Origin of the sequence: Hyphomicrobium sp. (genome assembly GCF_035687085.1) — a bacterium.
GTDB lineage: Bacteria > Pseudomonadota > Alphaproteobacteria > Rhizobiales > Hyphomicrobiaceae > Hyphomicrobium_B.
This window is the reverse complement of record NZ_DASRYS010000014.1, coordinates 142,920-160,009: the sequence shown is the minus strand read 5'-3', so window position 1 is coordinate 160,009 and position 17,090 is coordinate 142,920. Positions and strand designations below refer to the sequence as shown.

Sequence of the window (17,090 nt, the reverse complement as noted above, 5' to 3'; positions counted from 1 at the left end):
CATGGCCGCCGAGACGGCGCAAAATCTCGAGGCGCTGGCATCGCAAGCGCAGACGATGATGTCGGTCTTCACGAAAGCCGGCTACGACGCCGTTGCGCCCTCCATCATCCAGCCGGCCGATGTTTTTCTCGACGTCATCGGCGAGAGCTTGCGCGCACGCACGTATGTCTTCAGCGATCAGGACGGCGCGGAGCTGTGCTTGAGGCCCGATATCACCGTGCCGACGTGCAGGCTGCACTTGGAGCGCCATGCCGATCCGGCAACGCCCGCGCGCTATTGCTATAATGGCCCCGCGTTCCGCTATCAGCCGCAAGGTGCCACGGCTTCGCACCCGCGCGAGTTCCGCCAGGCGGGCATCGAGCGCTTCGGCGACAAGTCGCGCGAAGTGGCGGAAGCCGAAACCGTCGCCATCGTCCTGAAGGCCATCGAAAAGGTCGGCCTCAAGGACTGGACGCTGCGGCTCGGCGATCTCGGGCTGTTTTCGAGCGTACTCGATGCGGCCGGTGTTTCACCCAACTGGAAGAAGCGGCTCGACGATGCATTTTTGAAACCGCTGTCGTTCCGCGATGCGCTGAAAGGCTTCGCATCCGGCGCACGCGTGGCTTCGCCCGGCATCCCGGAAGAGCTGCTGGCATCCATCAGCCGCGATGATCGGGAAAAGAGCGAAGCCGCGGTCGCCGTCTATCTCGAGGAAAACGCCATCGAGCTTATCGGCACGCGCTCGCTGTCGGACATTACCGAGCATCTGATCGTCATCGCCGAGGACCGCCAGGAAAAGCCGCTCGATGCCCGCGCCATCGAATTGATCGCGCGCTATGTGGCGGTCTCGGGTCCCGCGACGACGGCAGGCGACAAGATCGCGGCGCTGCTGAAAGGCGCGGCCAATGGTGCGGGCATGGCGCTGGAGACCTACGACAGGCGTCTCGCACTTCTATCCAACGCCGGCATCGATTTGGATCGCGTGACCTTCTCGGCCGAATTCGGGCGGACGCTGGCCTATTACTCAGGCCTCGTCTTCGAGGTGAATGCAGCGTCTCTCGACGCCAAAAGCCCGGTCGCGAATGGCGGCCGTTACGACGGACTGATGCGCGCCGCAGGAGCCGCGGTCGATGTTCCGGCCGTTGGCGCCGCCATCCATTCCGAGCGTCTTCTCGCAACGACAGTGAAGAGGGCGCCATGAGCAAGCTGACGCTCGCGATCCCCTCCAAGGGTCGCCTGATGGAGCAGACGACCGATATGTTCGCGCGCGCCGGATTGGTCGTGCGCAAGGTCGGCCACGTTCGCGGCTATCGCGGCGAGATCGACGGCCTGCCGGAAATCGATGTTGCCTACGTGTCGTCGGGTGAGATCGCCGCCGCCCTGAAGGCCGGCAGCGTTCACCTTGGCATCACGGGTGAGGATCTGATCCGCGAAGGCATTTCCGATGCCGCAACGCGCATCCGCTTCCTGCAGAAACTCGGCTTTGGCTTTGCAGATGTGATCGTGGCCGTACCGGCATGCTGGGTCGATGTCGCAACCGTCAAGGATCTCGAAGAGATCGCGCTGCCCTTCCGCCGCTTACACGGACGCTGGCCGCGCGTGGCGACGAAATACGTAAACCTTACGCGCCGCTTCTTTGCCGCCAACGGCTTCGGCGACTACCGCATCGTCGAAAGCGCCGGTGCCACCGAAGGCGCACCTGCAGCGGGCACCGCCGAGTTGATCGTGGACATCACGACCACGGGTGAAACGCTGCGCGCCAACGGTTTGAAGATCCTCGACGACGGCGTCATCCTGAGATCTCAGGCGAATCTCTGCGCCTCCAATGCCGCCCAATGGACGCCGGAACTCGAGAAGATTTGCGATGAGCTGACGGCTAAGCTCTCGGCTTCCGTCCCGGAAAAGTCAGCGTAGGCTCTGAGATCACACGGTATCAGCGAGATGGCATTTCAGGATGCCGTAATCGTATTGGCCGCCGAGCGCGGAAAAGGCCGGGCCGAGCTTGCCCGTCTCGCGCGTATGGCACCGCTCGAATGCTTCTTCAATCTCGTCGATCTCCGCCGGATCGAGCTTCAGCGCATCCGCCGCCGTGATGAGACCGGCTTCGATGGCTTCGGCCAAATGACCGTAGACGGTCGAGACTTCGATTTTGCGCTCAGCCGCAATGGCCTCCGCATCAAGCCCGCGCAAGTGCGCGGCGAGCGTCGCATTCACCGTCGCCGATAGCCGGTTGTTGAGCGCGGGATGCTTCTTGAACTGCGAAATGACCTGCAGGAACGCCGCGCCGTAACGCGCGATCTTGCTGGCGCCGAGACCGGAAATATCGTGCAGCGCATCCTCGGTTGTTGGCCGCTTCTCGGCGAGCTCGATGAGGGTTTTGTCCTGCGCGACGACATAGGGTGGAAGCTTCGCCGATGCCGCGAGCTGCTGCCGCATCGTGCGCAGCGCGTCGAACAGTGGCTGGTGTTCCCGCGCCACGCGCGATGAACCAGCGAGCGATGCCGCGCGCGTTGAGCCTTTTGAGACCTGCCGCGTCACGCGCAGCAGGAAGCGCTCTTCACCGCGCAACAGCGGCCGCGCCCGCTCGGTGAGCACCAGCGAGCCCATGCCCTCGTCGTCGATCGTCAGGTAGCCCTGCGCGGTGAGCTGGCGGAACAACCCTTTCCACGTCGTCTGGGCCACGTCCTTGCCGATGCCGTAGACGCTCAGCCGGTCGTGCCCATTGCGAATGATCCGCTCGTCAGCAGCGCCGGTCAAAACGTCGACGAGATAGGTCACGCCGAAACGCTGCTCGGTGCGGTACACGGCCGATAGCGCCTTCTGCGCCAGTACGGTGCCGTCTTCCGTGTGCGGCGGGTTGAGACAGTTATCGCAGTTGCCGCAAGGCTCAGGCCGCGTCTCGCCGAAATAGGCGAGCAGCGCTTGCCGCCGGCATCCGGGCATCTCGGCAAGCCCGATCAGCGCGTCGAGCTTCTGCCGCTGGACCTTCTTGAAAGCTTCCGCGCCGTCCGACTGCGAAATCCATTGCCTCAGCTGCACGATGTCTTGGAAGCCATAGGCCATCCAGGCGTCGGCAGGCTCGCCGTCGCGGCCCGCACGGCCGGTCTCCTGATAGTAGGACTCGATCGACTTCGGCAGGTTCAAATGCGCAACGAAGCGAACGTCCGGCTTGTCGATGCCCATGCCGAAGGCGATGGTCGCGACGATAATGAGACCGTCTTCCGACAGAAACTTCGACTGCGCGCCGGCGCGAATGTGCGGCTCGAGCCCGGCATGATAGGCAAGCGCCTTGCGGCCTTTGGAAGACAGCCACGCCGCCGTTTCCTCGACCGACTTGCGTGAGAGGCAATAGACGATGCCGGCGTCGGTCGGATGCTCGGTTTCGATGAACTGCCAAAGCCGCTCTCTGGCACTCGCGCTGCCGAGTTCGGAGATGGTGTAGCGAATGTTCGGCCGGTCGAAGCTCGCGATGAAGGAGGCGGCGTTTTCGAGCGATAGTTCCGAGATGATGTCCTGACGAGTGCGCTCGTCGGCCGTCGCCGTCAGCGCGACGCGCGGTACGTTCGGGAAGCGCTTGGCCAGAACCTTGAGCTGACGGTACTCGGGCCGGAAGTCATGGCCCCATTGCGAAACGCAGTGCGCCTCGTCGATCGCGAAAATGGCGATGTCGGCGCGCTCGAACATGTTGAGCGTGCGATCCTGCACAAGCCGTTCCGGCGCCACGTAGAGGAGATCCAGTGCGCCCGCAGCGAACTCGCGTTCGATCTTGTCCTGCGTCGCGCGGTCCTGCGTCGAATTGAGGAACGCGGCTGCGACGCCGAGGTCGAGCAGCGCGTCCACCTGATCCTGCATCAATGCGATGAGCGGGGAGACGACGATGCCCGTGCCGTTCCGGATAAGCGCCGGGATCTGATAGCACAGCGACTTGCCGCCGCCTGTCGGCATCAGCGCGAGGCAGTCGCGGCCATCGAGCAGGGTGCCGATGATATCGCTCTGCAGCGACCGGAAGCCCTTGTACCCGAACACCTCTTCCAGCGTCGCGAGCGCCTTCGCCATGTCGTTCTTGGCGGCCGGGGAAAAGGGGAGGGGAAGCGGCGCGGCGTTGGCCGGCATCATGGAAACCTGTGCTTGGAAATCGATGCCGGAAGCTAATCTGATTCGAGCCCACGAGCCCCGGCCCGAGCCCCTGCAACCCGGGGAAAACTCATTGATCTGCCGGGACCTTTTGAGGCAACCGAACGTTGCGACTTTTTAATGCCACGTTCAGAATGAGTTCATATTTGTCAGGCTAGATTAGGCTTCAAGCTGGTGATGTCACTTCCCCCCGTGCACACCAGATGCTGCTGAGCCCGGTCAAGCCCTGAGACATCCCCCCGTCTTCCCCGCTTGATCGGGCCAGCCCCAATCTCCCCTCATTTTTATGAAGATCGGCCGCGGCTTCGGCGTGCGCCCCGTCAAACGGCGATATTTCCGGCAAGCTGCACCCGGCTGCTGGTGCCCCCCTGGCTCTCGATGAGGTCAGGGCCTGTCATCCGACCGAAATCCATCTCGCGGATTGCGCCGTCCTTGGCATTCGAAATCAGGTTGTTGGCGATGAGGCACTTCCCGGCATCGGACGCGCCCGTGACGGAGATCCCGACGCCCGCGTTGCGAATGACGTTTCCGGTCGCCGCGACATCGCGCATGAAGGCACCCCAGCCGATCTGAATGCCAACCGTCGGCGCGTTCTCGATAGTGTTGCCTGAGACGACCGCGTCCGCTTCCACGCCGATGCCTTCGCCGCGCTTGTCCTCGGGCTCCTGCTCGCGCCGGAAGAGGTTGCGAATGAGGTTGCCCTGGACGACGGCAAGGCGGCCGCCCTCGTTGAAGTTTGTGACCGAGATCCCGGCCGCTGCCGTATCGACGATGTTGTTGGCGATGACGGCGCCCTGAAATCCGAACTCCGCATAAAGCCCGACTTCGCCCAGGCGCTCGCAGCTGTTGGCGATGATCTGAATGTTGGAGGCCGCGTTCCCGCGAATGGCCGTATAGGCGCAGTCGGCAATGCGGTTGCCGGTGACAAGCACGCTCCCTGCGCGAAAGACGTTGACGCCGTTGCCGTATTCGCCCGTACCGCCCGACGCGTTGCGGATCCTGAAGATGCGGTTGCCGGAGACGACGGAGCCATCCTCGCCGGCGGTCGAGCGCCAGACGAGAATGCCGTTATTCCCGCAATCGGAGATCGTGTTGCCTTTGATGTCCAGGCCCGTCGCATCGAGGCTCTTCAGCCCGGCATCGAGCGCGCCAGTGATCGTCACGCCGCTGACCTGCCCGCTGCACGAAAATAAAGAAACCCCGTTGCCGGCGCTGTTGCGGACGTCGAGGTCGATAAGGCGGATGTCGTTCGAGCGGGAGATCGCAAGAGCGCCATCGGCGCGTGTCTGATCGAATGGCTTATAGCTGCAATCGAAAACGACGCCGTCGACCACGAGGCCGTGCGCATCCTCTGCGGTGACGAACGTATCGCCGCCATTGAACGCGAGGATGCTTGTGCGTGCATTGCCGATGAGCCGCGTGCCTGCGCGAAGCTTCAAGCCGCCGATGAGAAACGTGCCCGGTGGCAGGATGACCGGCATATCCTCGCGGGCGGCCGCATCGATCGCCGCCTGCAGGAAGGCGGTCTGATCGAGGGTGATGTTGGGAACGAGGCGCGCCGCGAGATTCTTGGGCGACGTCTCGCCCGCTGCCTTCGCGGCTTTTTCAGCAGCTTGCGCAGCCGTGGCCGCCGCGCTGAAGGTAAGGCCAGCGCCCAACACCAAGCGGCGATCAATGGTCATGGATGGCTCCCCGTGCCTCGGCTCTCTAGCGCGAAAAGTACGCACAATGAGCGAGCGTCGAGAGTCGTTAAGCCACGGTTAACGTTGTTTCGCCGGGTGCCGTTTCGATGGCGATTTTGATGACCTCAAGCGCTGCAGCCGCAGCTTCCTCGAACTGCTCTTCCGACAATTCCCTTGGAATGTGCACGAAGCCGGCTTTGCCGCCATGTGCCTCAGCGAGCGCCAAAGATTGGTAGAGGACGGCGTTGCAGAGATATCCGCCGGCATCATCGGATACAGAGCAAGAGAAGCCTTTTGCTTCCAGTGCAGCCGCAATCTCGGGGATAGAAATCGAGGACGCACGGACCGCCGGGCCATCGACTGACAAATTTCCGCGAAGCGGTAGCGCCCCAGCGGCGTCGGCGGCATTCCGGCAGAAATTGACCGCCCGCGATTCGAGTCGAATGATCCGGCTCCCGGCGGCGACGCCGAAGTGTAAGGCGAGCGCGGGCCGGTGCTGTTCGTGGAGTTCCGCCACAAGCGACGGCGCCTTTTCCCACTCGGTCGGCAGCACCTCAGCCACAAAGCGGACTTGAGGGAAGACACTACTCGCCTCGCGCGCGATCCGGCGCGCGAGATAAGCGGAGGCGTTCACCGGCACGTTGGGAAACGGGCCAAAGCCGGTCAGCAGCACTGTCGGACGTTCTTTGGACCCCGTAGTCACTGTCGCGGTATTCGCCTTTAGACCTTTTGTTCGACGACCAGCCGACCCTCTTCGGCCTTATGAAAATACTGGCTGTTCACGAGCCATCCCTTAAGCGGTCTGAGCGGGGGAATGCAGGTGATCAGGACGAGCGGCAGACTGGTTACCAAGTGCATCCAGAATGCGGGCCCGTAAACGACCTCGAACCAGCACGCGAAGGCGACGCTCGGAATGCACCCAAAACAAATCACAAAAAAGGCGGGCCCGTCGGCAGGATCCGCAAAAGCAAGGTTGAGACCGCAAGCGGGGCACGCCTTTTTGAGCGTGAGAAAACCGTCAAAAATCTTGCCCTTGCCGCAGCGGGGGCAAAGCCCTCTTATCCCCGTGCTAAGGGGAGACAACTTAGGCCATTCGTGTTGATGTTCGCCGCACACGGCGCTTCCTTTCAAAGTTAAGTGTTGCTACATCCAAGTATTGTATGGCAACAAACGCTGCAGACAAAGCTAATGTATGCGCTCCGCGCTGAAACTCAAAGCATAGAAATTATATCGCGTTTTCAGCGGCTTATCATAATATATAGAGGACGCTTTCAGTTAGTGCGTTGAGGCACCATTACATAAAAGCCCGTACATTTATGTAATGTATGGCTGTCGTAGGGAGAAGGCCTGGACCTATGTCTTCTTGGGAACCCTGGTTGGCGGAGGGCGAACAGCTCAAATACCGCGGCATCGTCGAGGCCATCGAGGCGGACTTGCGGGCTGGGCGAATAAAGCCTGGAGACCGGATGCCGCCCCAACGCATGATCGCGGAAATTCTCGGCGTTGATCTGACGACGGTAACGCGCGCCTTCAACGAGGCGAGGCGGCGCGGTCTCGTCGAGGCGAACGCGGGCCGCGGCACCTTCATTCGCCGGCGGGTGGACGATAGCCGCATTCTGGGCGGGCCGGCTCAGCCGGCTGTCGACCTCAGCATGAACATTCCACCCCAGCCAACTGCGGCCAACCTGAAACGCCTCATTCCGGAGACGATTGCCACGCTCCTCGCGGAGGAGAACGGCATGCAGAACCTCCATTACCAGGAGAGCACGGGCAGCGAGACCGATCGAGCCACTGCCGTAGTGTGGCTGGAGCGGAGACTATCTGGCTTACAGCCGGCTTCCATCGTCCTGACGAACGGCGCGCAGAACGCGCTTTTTGCGATCTGCGAATGCCTTGCATCGCCCGGGGATTCCATCGCAGCAGGGTTCGTCACCTATCCCGGTTTGAAGGCCGTGGCCCAGCAACAGGGCTTGGAGGTACAGGCGCTCGAGATGGACGCCGAAGGCATCGTTCCAGACGCCTTCGAAGCCTGCTGCGCGGCCGAGGCGCCGAAGCTTCTCTACGTCATTCCCGCAATCGACAACCCGACAACGGCGACGCTGCCGGCCGAGCGGCGGCACGCGATCGTTGCGATTGCGCGAAAGTACAACGTGACGATCGTCGAAGATGACCCCTATTCGCCGCTGCAAACCAATCCGCTTCCTCCGCTCGCCGCGCTGGCCCCGGAAATCACGTGGCACATTGCAACCCTGTCGAAGTGCGCAACGCCGGCATTGCGCATCGCATACGTGGTGGCGCCCAGCTCGGCTCAAGCAACGCGGCTTGCAGCCGTGATCAGGGCCGTGAATCTCATGGTGCCTCCCATTAACGCGGCATTGGCATCGCGCTGGATCGTGACTGGCATCTTGGACGACATCACCGATGCGATCCGAGATGAGAATATCGCGCGCCAAAAGATCGCGAAGACCGTGTTCGGCGATGCTCCGATCGCGGCGGATAAGTGTGGCTCGCACATCTGGATGCCCATGCCCGCGCATTGGCGCGCGAACGATTTCGTGCAGCACGCGGGCCGCTCGGGGATCTCGGTCGTGCCTGCATCTGTCTTCGCCACCAGTGGAACGGAGCCCGAAGCGCTGAGGCTATCCCTCGGCGTAGCCTCCGATCGCGACGCGCTGCTGCAAGCCTTGAAGCAGCTGGCGAGCCTTCTTTCGCAACCCTCCGGCGCCGCCAGAGCCATCGTTTGAACCACCTCAAGTTGCGGGCTGATCCTTGGCGCTGCTGAAACGCAGGTTGCAAACGCCGGGAAGCTAGATATCCTCCCGGCTATATCGGTCTCGGCAAAAGGAAATATCCCTAATGCAGGCAGCGCTTGGGTTTACGCGTCCGTTGCTCAAGCTGGCACTGGCCGGCATGATGCTGGCCATTGCGCTTTTGATAGGAACTCAAGCGAGCAAAGCCGATCCGTCGACGATTACCGTCTTCGCAGCGGCCAGTCTTAAGAACGCGTTGGACGACGCTGCTGCGGCCTATGAGAAGAGCACGGGCAATAAGGTCGTCATCTCCTATGCCGGATCGTCTGCGCTGGCCAAACAGATCGAGCAGGGCGCACCGGCAGACATTTTCCTATCAGCCGATCTCGATTGGATGGATTACCTCGGCAAAGCCAAGCTCATCGACGGCAGCCAGCGTTTGGACCTCTTTGGCAATCGCCTCGTTCTGATCGCGCCGCAAGCGAGCGCAGTATCGCTCAAGATCGGCAAGGGCTTTCCGCTCGCCGAAGCTTTGGGCGGTAATCACTTGGCGATGGCGAACGTGAAATCGGTGCCCGCCGGTAAGTATGGCTCGGCAGCCTTGAATAAGCTTGGCGTGTGGACAGCCGTGGAGCCGAAAGTCGCGCAGGCCGACAATGTACGTATGGCTCTCGCGCTCGTTGCCCGAGGCGAGGCGCCATTCGGCATTGTGTACGAGACCGATGCAGCGGCTGAACCCAAGGTCAAGACCGTGGACGTCTTCCCTGAAGACACGCACCCACCGATCATCTATCCGGTTGCCGTTGTCAGGGCGAGCCGGAATGCCGAAGCCGCAAAAGCTTTCATCGCGTACCTGAAATCACCGGAGGCCCAATCGTTCTTCACAAAGCAGGGCTTCACCATCATCAAGCAAACGGGCTAAGCGGCAACGCACGGCGGGAGACGTATAGGTGTTCGGATTTTCACCCGACGAATGGATGGCGATAGAACTCAGCCTCAGGGTCGCAACCGTTGGCACGCTAGCCGGCTTGCCGGTTGCGCTTGTTGCTGCCTATGCCCTCGCGCGCTGGCGCTTCCCCGGCAAGATCATCCTCGACGGCCTTTTGCATTTGCCCCTCGTTCTGCCGCCGGTCGTGACCGGGTACTTCCTTCTTCTGACGTTCGGAAAGCAAGGCGCAGTTGGCAAGGCGATTTATGACCTCTTCGGCATCACATTCTCCTTCAGATGGACGGGTGCTGCGCTGGCGTGCGGCGTCATGGGATTTCCGCTCATGCTGAGAGCCATCCGCCTCTCGTTTGAGGCTATCGACCGCAGACTGGAGAAGGCCGCAGGCACGCTCGGCGCAAATCCGTACTGGACGTTTCTTCTTGTCACCCTGCCGTTGGCGCTGCCGGGCGTCCTCGTCGGCGTCATCCTGTGTTTCGCAAAGGCGCTGGGCGAGTTCGGCGCGACGATCACGTTCGTCTCGAATATTCCCGGCGAAACGCAGACAATTCCATCCGCGATCTATACCTATACGCAGGTTCCGGGCGGCGAGTCGCAAGCACTCAGGCTATCGATGGTGTCGATTGCCATCGCAATGGTGGCGCTCATCGTCTCGGAAGTGTTGAACCGCCGTATCCAAAAGCGCATCGCCGTGTTCGAATGAAGGAAGCAAAACCACTGTTGAGCGTCCAGGCATTGCAGAAGTGGCCGGATTTCACGCTCGACGTTGCCTTCGAAAGCGATCGTGCGATTACGGCATTGTTCGGACCCTCGGGGTCAGGGAAGTCGACGATCCTCAACATGATTGCCGGTGTTCGAAAGCCCGATAGCGGCCGTATTACCGTGGCCGGCAATGTGCTGACAGACACTGAGGCTCGCATTTTCGTTCCCCCGCATAAGCGGCGCATCGGCTTCGTCTTCCAGGACGCGCAGCTCTTTCCGCATTTAACGGTGCAGCAGAACATCAAGTTTGCGCAGTGGTTCAACCCAGCTGAAAAGCGAGGCCTGCCACTCGAAGCAGTGGTCGAAACTTTGGGTATCGGAGCATTGCTGAAGCGCCGTCCGGCGACGCTCTCGGGCGGAGAAAGGCATCGAGTGGCCTTGGCGCGAGCATTGTTGTCATCGCCTCGCATTCTGCTGATGGATGAACCGCTCTCCGCGCTCGACGACGCGCGGCGTGCAGAGATCATGGGGTTGATCGAGCGCATCCGCGATGAGTTTGCGGTGCCAATCGTCTACGTCACGCATCGCGTCGATGAAGTGCGAAGGCTCGCCTCGCGCGTCATAAGGCTGAACGCTGGCCGTGTTGTTGACACCGGCAGCGCTGCCGAGGTGCTCGGTCCGTGAGCGAGGACGCTATGCGCGCGCAGCCGGCGGCGATTTCTTCGCGGGCTTGCGATGGCCTTTGGCGTTTTGAACGAGATGCTTCTCGATCGACGCCAAAGGCTTTGCAAATGCGACAAGCGCCTTCGCTTCCATTTCGCGATACTGCCGCACGAGTTCCGCGCCGAACGGCGTAAGCTTGGCCGCGCCGCCGCCACGACCACCGTGCTGTCGTTCGATGATGGGATCGGCGAAGAGAGCGCCGAACTCGTCCATCAAGTACCAGGCGCGCTTGTAGGACATGCCCATGGCCTTCGCCGCTTTCGCAATCGACCCATGCTGACCGATGAGCTCGAGAAGCTGGATGCGGCCATGGCCGATGTATCTTTCGTCATCGAAGTCGATGCGGATCTTTATGACGGCCATTCGTTCCACTCCGCGTTTCAACCGGCCCGCCGGTTCGTTGCGCCGCAATCGGCAGCATTCTGAACGACGGGTTCAATAGAATCCTCCGCCAAAATCAATCGGGGCCGCGACCGGAAGCCTTTTACGATCTGAGCGGACTGAAATTCTGGCGGCTCCACACTGCGTTGCCGAAACTCTAAGCAATCGCCCCTTGCTGGTAAGGCGTCCCTGGCGCGAGTGCAATTCGTGAACTAACATCAACGCGGTATGCGCGGCGGCGGGGGCGCGCGGAGTGAACCCTCCGAGCCCTGGTTGAGGCGTGGCAAGCGGAGGAGTACGCACATGATGCCCAGTTGGAAGATACTTCTTACATCCGGAGCGTTCCTTTTGATCGGCAGTTTTGCCGTGATGGGTGATCCGGCGAAATCAGTCGGAGAGGGAGAAGGCCAAGTCGATATTGTAGCCTGGCCCGGCTACATCGAGAGGGGCGAGTCCGACAAGAACTACGACTGGGTGACGAGCTTCGAAAAGGAAACGGGCTGCAAGGTCAACGTCAAGACGGCGGCGACGTCTGACGAAATGGTGACGCTGATGAACCAGGGCGGTTTCGATCTGGTCACGGCTTCAGGCGATGCCTCCTTACGGCTCGTGGCTGGCAAGAAGGTTCAGCCGATTAACATCGACCTCATCCCGAGCTGGAAGACGATCGATCCTCGGCTGCAGGAAGCCCCCTGGCACACGGTCGATGGCGTCCATTACGGGGTGCCCTATCAGTGGGGCCCCAATGTGCTTGCCTACAATACGAATGTCTTCAAGGAGCCGCCCAAGAGCTGGTCGGTCGTCTTCGAGGAGCAGAGCCTTCCCGATGGCAAGAGCAACAAGGGCCGCGTGCAGGCCTACGACGGCCCAATCTACATTGCCGATGCCGCGCTCTACCTGAGCAAGAAGAAGCCCGAACTCGGCATCAAGAACCCCTACGAGCTGAACAAGGAGCAGTACGATGCCGTCATTGCACTGCTGCAGGAGCAGCGTGGCCTCATCGGCCGTTATTGGCATGATGCCACCGTGCAGGTCGACGACTTCAAGAACGAAGGGGTCGTCGCGTCGTCCTCATGGCCATATCAGGTCAACCTGCTGCAGGCGGACAAAAAGCCGATCGCATCGACCATCCCGGAAGAGGGTGCAACCGGCTGGGCCGATACGACGATGATGCACGTCAACGCCAAGCATCCGAACTGCGCCTACAAGTGGATGGAACACTCGCTCAATCCGAAGCTCCAGGGCGATCTGGCATCGTGGTTCGGTTCGGTGCCGACGGTGCCGGCGGCCTGCAAGGGCAACGAGCTCTTGACGGACACGGGCTGCGCGACGAACGGATTTGAAAACTTCGAAAAGATCTGGTTCTGGCGCACGCCGACGGCAAAGTGCGAGAAGGAAAGCTCTTGCGTCCCCTATTCGCAATGGGCGAAGGATTATATCGCTATTCTCGGTAAGTAACATTGACACCAGCTGCGGTCGGCCTCAATTGGCCGGCCGCAGTGAGCCGATGAGTTTCATGTCACCTGCAGTCCGCTTCCAGAACGTTTCGCGACGCTTCGGCGCCGTTCGCGCCGTCGACGGCGTATCTCTCGACATCGAGCCCGGAGAGTTCTTCGCGCTTCTTGGGCCCTCCGGCTCCGGCAAGACGACGTGCCTCCGCCTCATCGCGGGCTTCGAGCAGCCCGATGATGGCCACATCGAAATATTCGGTGAACGCGCCGATGGCGTGCCGCCCTACCGGCGCAACGTCAACACCGTGTTCCAGGACTACGCGCTGTTCCCGCACATGACCGTTGGCGAGAACGTCGCCTACGGCCTGATGATCAAGGGCGTCGGAAAATCCGAGCGCGAAGCGAAAGCAAAAGACGCGCTCGCGATGGTCAAGCTCGCGGGCTACGAGGGCCGCCGCACCGCGCAACTCTCGGGCGGTCAGCGCCAGCGCGTGGCGCTCGCCCGAGCCTTGGTCAATGGACCCAAAGTCCTCCTGCTCGATGAGCCGCTCGGCGCCCTTGACCTGAAGCTGCGCGAGCAGATGCAGGAAGAATTGAAGACGCTGCAGACGAAGCTCGGCATCACGTTCGTTTTCGTCACGCATGACCAGGGCGAAGCGCTGTCGATGGCAAACCGCGTCGCCATCTTCAACGAAGGCAAGATCGTCCAGGTCGGCACGCCGTCCGACGTGTACGAACGTCCGAAATCGCGCTTCGTCGCTGATTTCGTCGGTTCCTCCAACGTGCTGCCGCCGGAGTTCGCAGCAAGCCACGGTGGCCAGCCGATGTGGACGAGCCTGCGTCCGGAAAAGATCCAGATCGCAGCCAAGAACGCTCTTGTTCCGGCGGCCTGCGCACATGCGGCGGGCACGGTGACGGCCATCAGCTATCAAGGCGCGGTGACGCGCATCACGGTCGCCACCGATCAGCTGGCTCTCATAGCCTCAACGCCGGCGGAGACGACATTGCGCAAGGGCGACAGCGTCTCCCTGATCTGGCCGAAGTCCGCGATGGTGGCGATGGGAGAAACCGCGTGACCGCCGCCGTTGCAGAGAGACGCAGTGGGATCGCAGGCGCGCTCTCGGACGTCTTCTTCGCGCGTCCACAGCTCCTCACGTTTCTTCTGCTGACGCCCCCGCTGATTTGGATCGGCGTCGTCTACATCGGCTCGCTATTCGCGCTGCTGCTGCAGAGTTTCTATTCTCTCGACGATTTTTCGGGCGTCGTCGTCCACGAGTTCACGCTCGCGACCTACGAGCAGCTGCTCGAAGCATCGAACGCGCAAATCATCCTGCGCACTGTCCTCATGGCGGTGCTCGTGACCGTTGCGAGCGCGATCATCGCCTTCCCGATCGCCTACTACGCGGCGAGATACGCGCGCGGGTGGAAGAAAGCGCTCTTCTACCTCGCGGTGATGATGCCGCTCTGGTCGAGCTACCTCGTCAAGGTCTACGCCTGGAAGCTGATCCTCGCCAAGGAGGGGATCATCACCTGGTTCGCCAACTTCCTGCACTTGAGTTGGCTACTCGACGGCGTTCTGGCGCTGCCGGTCATCGGCGGTCCGTCGCTGTCGTTCAGCTATATCGGCACGTTCCTCGTCTTCGTGTATGTCTGGCTGCCCTATATGATCCTGCCGACCCAGGCGGCGCTCGAACGCGTGCCCGTCAACTTCATTGAGGCCTCAGCCGATCTCGGTGCTGATCCGCGCCAAACGTTCCGGACGGTAATCTTTCCGCTGGCGCTACCCGGCATCGTCGCCGGATCGATCTTCACGTTTTCGCTGACGCTCGGCGATTACATCATCCCGCAGATCGTCGGCAATTCGCGCCTCATGATCGGGCAGGCCGTCTACACGCTCCAGGGTACTGCCGGCAACATCCCGCTCGCAGCGGCCTTCACCGTCGTGCCGATGCTCATCATGGCCGTCTATCTCTGGATGGCAAAGCGCATGGGGGCCTTCGATGTCCTCTAACGCCAACCGCTCAGCGCCGCTCGGACTCCGGATCGCGGCGATCGCGGGTTTGCTGTTCCTGCATCTGCCGCTGGCACTGATCTTCCTCTACGCCTTCACGACTGAGGAAAAGAGCTTCGCTTTTCCGCCGCCTGGCCTCACGACCAAATGGTTCGAAGTCGCCTGGACGTCGCGGCCGGATATCTGGGGGCCGCTCTATCTGTCCCTGCAGGTCGCGGCCATTGCGACGCTGCTCGCGCTGATATTCGGAACGCTGGCTGCGGCCGCACTCTCGCGCACGCGCTTCTTCGGCCGCGAAACGATCTCGCTTCTTTTCATCCTTCCGATTGCGCTGCCGGGCATCATCACCGGTATCGCTTTGCGGTCGGCCTTTGACATCATGAGCGTGCCGTTCTCGGTCTGGACAATCATCCTGGGCCACGCGACGTTCTGCATCGTCGTCGTCTATAACAACGCGGTCGCGCGCTTTCGCCGGCTGCACGGCAGTCTCGTCGAGGCCTCGATGGATCTCGGCGCCAACGCCTTCCAGACATTCCGGCACATCATTCTTCCGCAAATCGGCACGGCCCTTTTGGCCGGGGGCATGCTGGCCTTCGCGCTGTCGTTCGACGAGGTGATCGTCACGACATTTACCGCGGGCCAGCAGACGACGCTGCCGATCTGGATGCTTGGCGAATTGATCAGACCGCGGCAGCGGCCGGTAACGAACGTCGTCGCCGTCTTCGTATTCGTCGTAACGCTGTTGCCGATCCTTGCAGCCTACTATCTCACGCGCGACGGCGAACACACCGGCGGTTCTTCTAAGTAACGGACTTGGGACTAGTGGAGGACAAGATGCTCGACACGAATATGCTGATCGGCTCGGACTTCGTGGCCGGAACCGATACGCCGGAACCCGTCATCAATCCGAAGACAGAAGACATCATCACCAGCCTGCCGGATGCTTCCCCCGCGCAGGTCGACGCCGCTGTCAATGCAGCCGAAAAGGCGTTCAAGACCTGGTCGCAGACGACGCCGGGCGAACGTTCGGCTCTCCTCCTGAAGCTCGCCGACGCGATCGAGCGCGACGCCGAAAGCTTCGCGGCGCTTGAAGCGCTCAACACCGGCAAGCCGCGCATCCGCGTCCTGCAGGATGAGATGCCCTCGATCGTCGATTGCTTCCGCTTCTTCGCCGGAGCGGTGCGCACCATGCACGGCCCCGTCGCCGGAGAATACGCCGCCGGCCATACCTCGATGATCCGCCGCGATCCGGTCGGCGTCATCGGATCGATCGCGCCGTGGAACTATCCGCTGATGATGGCGGCCTGGAAGCTCGCACCCGCACTCGCCGGCGGCAACACCATCGTGCTGAAGCCCTCCGAACAGACGCCGCTGACGCTCTTGAAGCTTGGCAAGATCATCGCCGACATCTTCCCCGAAGGCGTGGTCAACATCGTGGTCGGCAAAGGCGCGACGACAGGCAATGCGCTGATCAATCATCCGAAGGTCGCGATGGTCTCGCTCACCGGCAGCATCGGCACCGGTCAGAAAGTGCTGCAAGCCGCAGCGCCCACCATCAAGCGCACGCATCTGGAACTCGGCGGCAAGGCCCCCGTCATCGTGTTCGACGACGCCGATATCGCGGCTGTCGTCGAAGGCGTGAAGGTCTTTGGCTACTACAACGCGGGCCAGGACTGCACGGCTGCCTGCCGCATCTATGCGGGCAAGAAGGTCTACGACAATCTCGTCGCCGATCTCTCGAGCGCCGTGAAAACGCTGAAGTACAACCAGCCTAACGACGATGAGAACGATTTGGGGCCGCTCATCTCGTCGGCGCACAAGGAGCGTGTGAAGTCGTTCGTCGAGCGCGCAAGCCTGCAGAACCACATCGTCATGGCTGCCGGCGGAAAGCCCGCAAGCGGCAAGGGCTACTTCTTCGAGCCGACGGTCGTCGCTGGCGCCACCCAGAACGACGAGATCGTGCGCAAGGAAGTCTTTGGCCCCGTCGTCTCGGTCACGCCCTTCGACGATGCCGATGAAGCGATCGCCTGGGCGAACGACAGCGACTACGGCTTGGCCTCGTCCGTTTGGACGAACGACATCGCCAAGGGCATGAAGGTTGCCTCGCAGCTGCAGTACGGCTGCACCTGGGTCAACACCCACTTCGTGCTGGTCAGCGAGATGCCGCACGGCGGCATGAAGATGTCGGGCTACGGCAAGGACCTCTCAATGTACGCACTTGAGGATTACACCGTGCCGCGCCACGTGATGGTGAAACTGTAATCGCGTTCGCGTGAACAGCTAAAAAGGCCGCGCGGCGCTGTCAACTGACGCCGCGCCGAGGTCAAGTTC

General features: G+C 61.7%; 15 protein-coding genes and 1 pseudogene. 11 read left to right on the top strand and 5 right to left on the bottom strand.

Going from position 1 to position 17,090, the window contains the following annotated elements; genetic code table 11:
- The first annotated feature begins 1 nt into the window (after position 1).
- Both VFG26_RS14165 and hisG read left to right on the top strand, forming a co-directional pair.
- Positions 2–1,180: an ATP phosphoribosyltransferase regulatory subunit gene (locus VFG26_RS14165; protein ID WP_325026398.1), complete on the top strand. Its 1,179-nt coding sequence runs from the start codon at positions 2–4 to the stop codon at positions 1,178–1,180.
- Positions 1,177–1,872 (top strand): annotated as a pseudogene (gene hisG, locus VFG26_RS14160) (ATP phosphoribosyltransferase); the annotation flags it as partial. The gene VFG26_RS14165 and the pseudogene hisG, both read left to right, overlap by 4 nt.
- A gap of 30 nt (positions 1,873–1,902) precedes the next feature.
- On the opposite strand, the gene recQ reads toward hisG, so the two are convergent.
- From recQ to VFG26_RS14140, 4 genes are all read right to left on the bottom strand, one after another.
- A complete protein-coding gene (gene recQ / locus VFG26_RS14155) occupies positions 1,903–4,092 on the bottom strand; it encodes a DNA helicase RecQ (RefSeq protein WP_325026501.1) in 2,190 nt (729 codons plus the stop codon).
- Between the two features lie 341 nt (positions 4,093–4,433).
- Positions 4,434–5,795, bottom strand: coding sequence for a TIGR03808 family TAT-translocated repetitive protein (locus tag VFG26_RS14150; RefSeq protein ID WP_325026394.1), 1,362 nt, complete (start codon positions 5,793–5,795; stop codon positions 4,434–4,436).
- A gap of 67 nt (positions 5,796–5,862) precedes the next feature.
- Positions 5,863–6,498: a pyroglutamyl-peptidase I gene (locus VFG26_RS14145; protein WP_325026392.1), complete on the bottom strand. Its 636-nt coding sequence runs from the start codon at positions 6,496–6,498 to the stop codon at positions 5,863–5,865.
- A 17-nt stretch (positions 6,499–6,515) separates the two neighbouring features.
- A complete protein-coding gene (locus VFG26_RS14140; protein ID WP_325026499.1) occupies positions 6,516–6,911 on the bottom strand; it encodes a DUF983 domain-containing protein in 396 nt (131 codons plus the stop codon).
- Between the two features lie 239 nt (positions 6,912–7,150).
- On the opposite strand from VFG26_RS14140, the gene VFG26_RS14135 reads away from it, so the two are divergent.
- The 4 genes from VFG26_RS14135 (at position 7,151) to modC (ending at position 10,877) form a co-directional block, all read left to right on the top strand.
- Entirely contained in the window at positions 7,151–8,539 is a 1,389-nt protein-coding gene (locus tag VFG26_RS14135) for a PLP-dependent aminotransferase family protein (RefSeq protein WP_325026391.1), read from the top strand.
- A gap of 112 nt (positions 8,540–8,651) precedes the next feature.
- Positions 8,652–9,467, top strand: a complete 816-nt coding sequence (gene modA, locus VFG26_RS14130) for a molybdate ABC transporter substrate-binding protein (RefSeq protein ID WP_325026389.1) — start codon at positions 8,652–8,654, stop codon at positions 9,465–9,467.
- Positions 9,468–9,495: 28 nt separating this feature from the next.
- Positions 9,496–10,194 carry a molybdate ABC transporter permease subunit gene (modB, locus tag VFG26_RS14125; protein WP_325026386.1) on the top strand — a complete coding sequence of 233 codons (699 nt, stop codon included), beginning with the start codon at positions 9,496–9,498 and terminating at the stop codon, positions 10,192–10,194.
- The gene (gene modC, locus VFG26_RS14120) at positions 10,191–10,877 is read left to right on the top strand and encodes a molybdenum ABC transporter ATP-binding protein (RefSeq protein ID WP_325026384.1); all 687 of its coding nucleotides are present in this window, start codon (positions 10,191–10,193) and stop codon (positions 10,875–10,877) included. Before modB ends, modC begins: the two co-directional genes overlap by 4 nt.
- A gap of 9 nt (positions 10,878–10,886) precedes the next feature.
- Here modC and VFG26_RS14115 read toward each other — a convergent pair whose 3' ends face one another.
- Entirely contained in the window at positions 10,887–11,279 is a 393-nt protein-coding gene (locus tag VFG26_RS14115) for a winged helix-turn-helix domain-containing protein (RefSeq protein ID WP_325026382.1), read from the bottom strand.
- A 387-nt stretch (positions 11,280–11,666) separates the two neighbouring features.
- Here VFG26_RS14115 and VFG26_RS14110 point away from each other — a divergent pair, with 387 nt between their 5' ends.
- Genes VFG26_RS14110 through VFG26_RS14090 form a run of 5 tightly spaced genes read left to right on the top strand, consistent with a single transcriptional unit; the run spans position 11,667 to position 17,021 of the window.
- Complete coding sequence (locus tag VFG26_RS14110) at positions 11,667–12,755, top strand: ABC transporter substrate-binding protein (RefSeq protein WP_325026497.1); 1,089 nt, start codon at positions 11,667–11,669, stop codon at positions 12,753–12,755.
- Between the two features lie 58 nt (positions 12,756–12,813).
- A complete protein-coding gene (locus tag VFG26_RS14105) occupies positions 12,814–13,824 on the top strand; it encodes an ABC transporter ATP-binding protein (protein WP_325026380.1) in 1,011 nt (336 codons plus the stop codon).
- Positions 13,821–14,759: an ABC transporter permease gene (locus VFG26_RS14100; RefSeq protein WP_325026378.1), complete on the top strand. Its 939-nt coding sequence runs from the start codon at positions 13,821–13,823 to the stop codon at positions 14,757–14,759. Before VFG26_RS14105 ends, VFG26_RS14100 begins: the two co-directional genes overlap by 4 nt.
- Positions 14,749–15,567 carry an ABC transporter permease gene (locus VFG26_RS14095; RefSeq protein WP_325026376.1) on the top strand — a complete coding sequence of 273 codons (819 nt, stop codon included), beginning with the start codon at positions 14,749–14,751 and terminating at the stop codon, positions 15,565–15,567. The genes VFG26_RS14100 and VFG26_RS14095 overlap by 11 nt, the downstream gene beginning before the upstream one ends.
- A gap of 26 nt (positions 15,568–15,593) precedes the next feature.
- Positions 15,594–17,021 (top strand): gamma-aminobutyraldehyde dehydrogenase, encoded by a 1,428-nt coding sequence (locus VFG26_RS14090; RefSeq protein WP_325026374.1) that lies wholly within the window; start codon positions 15,594–15,596, stop codon positions 17,019–17,021.
- Positions 17,022–17,090: the final 69 nt, after the last annotated feature.

Excerpts from the sequence above, each read along its gene's own strand:
- VFG26_RS14090 (WP_325026374.1), top strand. The coding sequence starts at position 15,594 with ATGCTCGACACGAATATGCTGATCGGCTCGGACTTCGTGGCCGGAACC.
- VFG26_RS14150 (WP_325026394.1), bottom strand. The coding sequence starts at position 5,795 with ATGACCATTGATCGCCGCTTGGTGTTGGGCGCTGGCCTTACCTTCAGC.
- VFG26_RS14115 (WP_325026382.1), bottom strand. The coding sequence starts at position 11,279 with ATGGCCGTCATAAAGATCCGCATCGACTTCGATGACGAAAGATACATC.
- modC (WP_325026384.1), top strand. The coding sequence starts at position 10,191 with ATGAAGGAAGCAAAACCACTGTTGAGCGTCCAGGCATTGCAGAAGTGG.
- VFG26_RS14165 (WP_325026398.1), top strand. The coding sequence starts at position 2 with ATGGCCGCCGAGACGGCGCAAAATCTCGAGGCGCTGGCATCGCAAGCG.
- recQ (WP_325026501.1), bottom strand. The coding sequence starts at position 4,092 with ATGCCGGCCAACGCCGCGCCGCTTCCCCTCCCCTTTTCCCCGGCCGCC.
- VFG26_RS14105 (WP_325026380.1), top strand. The coding sequence starts at position 12,814 with ATGTCACCTGCAGTCCGCTTCCAGAACGTTTCGCGACGCTTCGGCGCC.
- VFG26_RS14110 (WP_325026497.1), top strand. The coding sequence starts at position 11,667 with ATGGGTGATCCGGCGAAATCAGTCGGAGAGGGAGAAGGCCAAGTCGAT.
- modA (WP_325026389.1), top strand. The coding sequence starts at position 8,652 with ATGCAGGCAGCGCTTGGGTTTACGCGTCCGTTGCTCAAGCTGGCACTG.
- VFG26_RS14095 (WP_325026376.1), top strand. The coding sequence starts at position 14,749 with ATGTCCTCTAACGCCAACCGCTCAGCGCCGCTCGGACTCCGGATCGCG.
- VFG26_RS14135 (WP_325026391.1), top strand. The coding sequence starts at position 7,151 with ATGTCTTCTTGGGAACCCTGGTTGGCGGAGGGCGAACAGCTCAAATAC.